Below are 249 nucleotides of genomic sequence, written 5' to 3' on the forward strand. Positions count from 1 at the left end.
CGTTGATAGGTCAGGTGTGGAAGTGCAGTAATGCATTAAGCTAACTGATACTAATTGCCCGTAAGGCTTGTCCCTATAACCTTGACGGTTATATGCATTTGCCGGTGTTTGAGCACTACCCCAAAAACTACTTCTTCCAGATTCAAGATTGCAGCTGCTCCATCGAGAGCTGCGGTCTGTACAAGTCATGCCTGATGACCATAGCAAGTCGGTCCCACCCCTTCCCATCCCGAACAGGACCGTGAAACG

2 rRNA genes are annotated in these 249 nt (G+C 49.0%); both read left to right on the forward strand.

The annotated features are described in order from the left end of the window. Positions 1-75, forward strand: a 23S ribosomal RNA gene (locus GM672_RS28170); the annotation flags it as partial. Positions 76-190: 115 nt separating this feature from the next. Then, positions 191-249 (forward strand): 5S ribosomal RNA (gene rrf, locus GM672_RS30235); the annotation flags it as partial.

This window comes from Pseudoduganella buxea, from assembly GCF_009720835.1.
Taxonomy (GTDB): Bacteria; Pseudomonadota; Gammaproteobacteria; order Burkholderiales; family Burkholderiaceae_D; genus Rugamonas; species Rugamonas buxea.